This window comes from Rhodococcus sp. EPR-134 (genome assembly GCF_001647205.1).
Taxonomy (GTDB): Bacteria; Actinomycetota; Actinomycetes; order Mycobacteriales; family Mycobacteriaceae; genus Rhodococcus_F; species Rhodococcus_F qingshengii.
Genome location: NZ_LVCT01000074.1, coordinates 1 through 3768 on the forward strand (window position 1 = coordinate 1; position 3768 = coordinate 3768).

The following is a 3768-nucleotide window of genomic DNA, read 5'->3' on the forward strand; positions in this document are numbered from 1 at the left end:
GCCGTCAGCGTGAGGGGGCCGTGAGTGGACGAGTCACACAAGATCCGTCGCCGATCGTTTGTTCAAGGGCTTGGCCTGCTGGCCGGTCTGAGCGCGTTGTCCGCTGGATCAGCGACGGCTCGACCACCTGATGTCGATCCACTGCGCCCGTTCCAACTTCCGTCGCCCCGTCTGGAACCGTTTCGGGAGACCCTTCCTGTCCTGCCGGGCATTTCGGGTGGCAACCTGGAGCTTCGTGCGGCATCGTCGATGCACCGATTCCATCCGGACCTACCGTCGTCGCCGTCGCTGGGTTACGGCGGAATGGATTATCTGGGCCCCACCATCGAAGCTCACGTCGATCAGCTCGTCACAGTCCGATATGCCAATGACATTTCTGCGTATCCGCTTGCCGCGGATGTCGATCCGGGTCTGCACGGCGTCAGCGACCTCGACCGCACACAGGTCCCCACCTCGCTTCACCTGCACGGAGGAGTTACTGCACCGCAGTTCGACGGGCATCCGGAGCTGATTCAGCGTCCGGGCGAAGGTTTGGTTCACGAGTACACGAATGGTCGTGCCGCCGGCAATCTTTGGTATCACGATCACGCCATGGGAATGACGCGCCTCAACGTCTACGCCGGGCTGGTCGGGATGTATTTTCTCCGTGACGACGCAGATACAGGCACCACCGGGAATTCTCTCGGCTTGCCGTCCGGCGAATTCGAGCTTCCGATGATTCTGCAGGACAAGGTCTTCACCTCCGACGGTCAACAGAGTGTCCGTTCCACGTGGCTCACTCCGCAAGGTTCATGGGATCCGGCGACCCCCGGTGACGTTGGCGTGGTGAACGGCGTCGTGTGGCCGAAAGTGGAGGTTGCCCGCGGCCTGTATCGATTGCGACTGCTCAACGCCGCAACCTATTCGGTGTGGAATCTGCATTTCGCAAATCGTATGCGGTTCTGGGTGATCGGGTCCGAAGGCGGTTTACTGGCCGCCCCGGCGCCGACGGATCACGTTCGGTTGAGTCCGGGTGAGCGCGCTGATCTGCTTGTCGACTTCAGTATGCTCGAGCCGGGCACGACGGTGGAATTGCGCAACGACGAACCGGTACCCCTTGCGGTGGCGCAACGCGGCACGCAGGTGATGCCGGTCTTCTGTCGGTTCGACGTGGGCAACGCAAAGGGATTCACCGGCTCGATCCCGCAGCAGCTGAATTCCGTTGCTGCCGAACCGGCGTCCCCGGATGTGGTGCGAAATCTCACGATCATGCAGCTGTCGCGTCCCTCGGATTACCCGTCGATCACTATGTCGCTCAACAATTTGAGGTTCACCGATTCGGATATCGAACTGCCACGTCAGGGAGCCGTCGAGCAATGGAATCTGATCAACATCACCACGGAACCACATCCGATTCATCTGCACCTGGTGGCGTTCCGCGTTGTGGGGCGCCAGAACATCGACACTGCAGCGCTCATGCAGCGGTACCCGGTACCTGATCTGGGGGTCCGGTGGACGCCGTCGGCAGAGGAATTCGTGACCTCCCCGCTGCGGCCTCCCGAAGTTTGGGAAACGGGGGAGAAAGACACTGTCATCGTGGATGCCAACTCGATTACCCGCGTGATCGTGCGCTTTCCGACGGCCGACGAGTTGGGCTTCGATCCGGATGCAACTTTCGCGAGAGGTTCCATGGCAGACCACTCGGCACACGGAGAAGTCGGCATGGGGGACCTGCAGGGGTACGTCTGGCACTGCCACATGCTCGATCACGAAGACCACGACATGATGTTGCGATATCGGGTGGTGACGTAGCCTTCAAGGGGAGAAAAGTTCCCAGAGGAGGCAGCTGTGTCGGAAGGTGCGCCCACCGGGCCCCTGGACGGATATCGGGTGATTGAACTCGGAACCTTGATCGCCGGGCCCTTCGCCGGGAAACTGCTCGGCGACATGGGCGCCGACGTGATCAAGATCGAATCGCCGGACCGCCCGGACCCGCTTCGTACCTGGGGTCAGGCCGAGCAGGACGGTCATCGATTCTTCTGGACGGTTCACGCCCGCAACAAGCGGTGTGTGACGTTGGACCTTCGCGTCGACGCGGGACGAGACCTGTTTCTGAATCTGATCGAACATGCCGATGTGGTGGTCGAGAACTTCCGGCCGGGCACCCTCGAGAAGTGGGGCCTGGGATTCGACGTTCTCAGTGCGCGCAATCCGAAGTTGGTGTTGGCCAGGGTATCCGGTTACGGGCAGAGCGGACCGCAAGCCAAGAGCGCCGGCTACGCCTCGGTTGCCGAAGCGGTCAGCGGATTTCGGCATCTGAACGGTTATCCAGGGCAGGCGCCTCCGCGTATTGCCCTTTCGCTCGGAGATTCTCTCGGCGGGATGTTCGCCGTTCAGGGAGTGCTGGCGGCGTTGCTCTCACGAGAGCGGACCGGCCATGGTCAGGTGGTCGACGTTGCCCTCACGGAATCCTGTCTGGCGGTGCAGGAATCCACGATCCCGGATTACGATCGGGGCGGGATCATCCGGCAGCCCTCGGGAACGAGATTGGAGGGTATTGCGCCGTCCAACATCTATCAGACCTCTGAAGGAAACTGGGTGGTGATCGCAGCCAATCAGGACACGCTCTTCGTGCGTCTGTGCACCATCATGGGGCGACCGGAACTAGCGCATGACGACCGCTTCTCCAATCATGTTGCGCGTGGCAAACATCAGGACGAGCTCGACGAACTGATCAGTGCCTGGGTCGCGCTCCAAGATCCCACCAGCCTGGTGGAACGCCTCACCGAAGTGGGAGTTGTTGCCGGGCCGATCAATACGGTTGAAGATGTCGTCAAGGATCCGCAGCTGATCGAGCGGGGGATGCTCGTCGACCACTACGACGAGCGGATCGGTGAAAACGTCCTCGGCCTGGGCGTCGTGCCTACCTTCAGTGAGACACCCGGATCCGTGCGCAACGCGGGAGCGTCGGCGCCGGGTCACGACAACTCCTCGGTGTGGGGCGGGCTCCTCGGACTCTCGGACGGCGAGCAGGCAGAACTGAAGATGAAGGGCGTGATCTGACATGTCGGTACCTGGCGTGGGTATTCCAGCAGTCAGTATTCGTGAAGTCGGACCACGGGACGGGTTGCAGATCGAAGACCCGGTGTCGCTGGCGGAGAAACTTCGTCTTGTCGACGCTCTGGCTGCGACGGGTGTTTCGCGTATCGAGGCGACGTCGTTCGTCTCACCGCGCGCTGTGCCGGCGTTGGCCGACGCGGAATTGTTGGCAGCAGAACTGCACCAGTGGCCCGGCATCGAGTTCTCGGCATTGGTCGCCGGAATCGGTGGAGCGAAACGGGCCGTCGCCGCAGGAATGAAAACCGTCGAATATGTTGTGTCGGCATCGAATGGCCACAGCGAGGCCAACACTCGGTCGACGACGGAGCAAGCGACCGAACGTATCGGAGAGGTCGTCAGGATCGTCCACGACGCCGGAGGACGGGTGGAGGTCATCGTGGCCACAGCCTGGGACTGTCCGTTCGACGGTCCAACCGACCCGGATCGTGTTCTGCGGATTGCGGAGCAGGCCAAGGAGTTCGGTGCTGATCAGTTCTCGATCGCAGATACCATCGGCACTGCCACGCCGGGACGTGTCGGACGATTGATCGACGCTGTGGGCGAAAGAGTAGGTGACTTCGGCTTGGGTGCGCACTTCCACAACACGCGTGGCGCTGGTCTTGCGTGCGCGTTTGCGGCTGTGCAGCACGGTGTTCGAAACCTCGACGCGTCCACCGGAGGTCTCGGTGG

Annotated in this window: 3 protein-coding genes; all 3 read left to right on the forward strand. The window is 61.8% G+C overall.

Translation table 11 applies throughout. From position 1 onward, the window contains the following. The first annotated feature begins 24 nt into the window (after positions 1 to 24). Complete coding sequence (locus A2J01_RS03700) at positions 25 to 1791, forward strand: multicopper oxidase family protein (protein WP_064111983.1); 1767 nt, start codon at positions 25 to 27, stop codon at positions 1789 to 1791. Positions 1792 to 1827: 36 nt separating this feature from the next. Further along, positions 1828 to 3042: a CaiB/BaiF CoA transferase family protein gene (locus A2J01_RS03705; RefSeq protein WP_058227104.1), complete on the forward strand. Its 1215-nt coding sequence runs from the start codon at positions 1828 to 1830 to the stop codon at positions 3040 to 3042. 16 nt (positions 3043 to 3058) lie between these two features. Next, positions 3059 to 3768: hydroxymethylglutaryl-CoA lyase (locus tag A2J01_RS03710; RefSeq protein ID WP_442971550.1), on the forward strand; the 710-nt coding region annotated here is incomplete at its 3' end.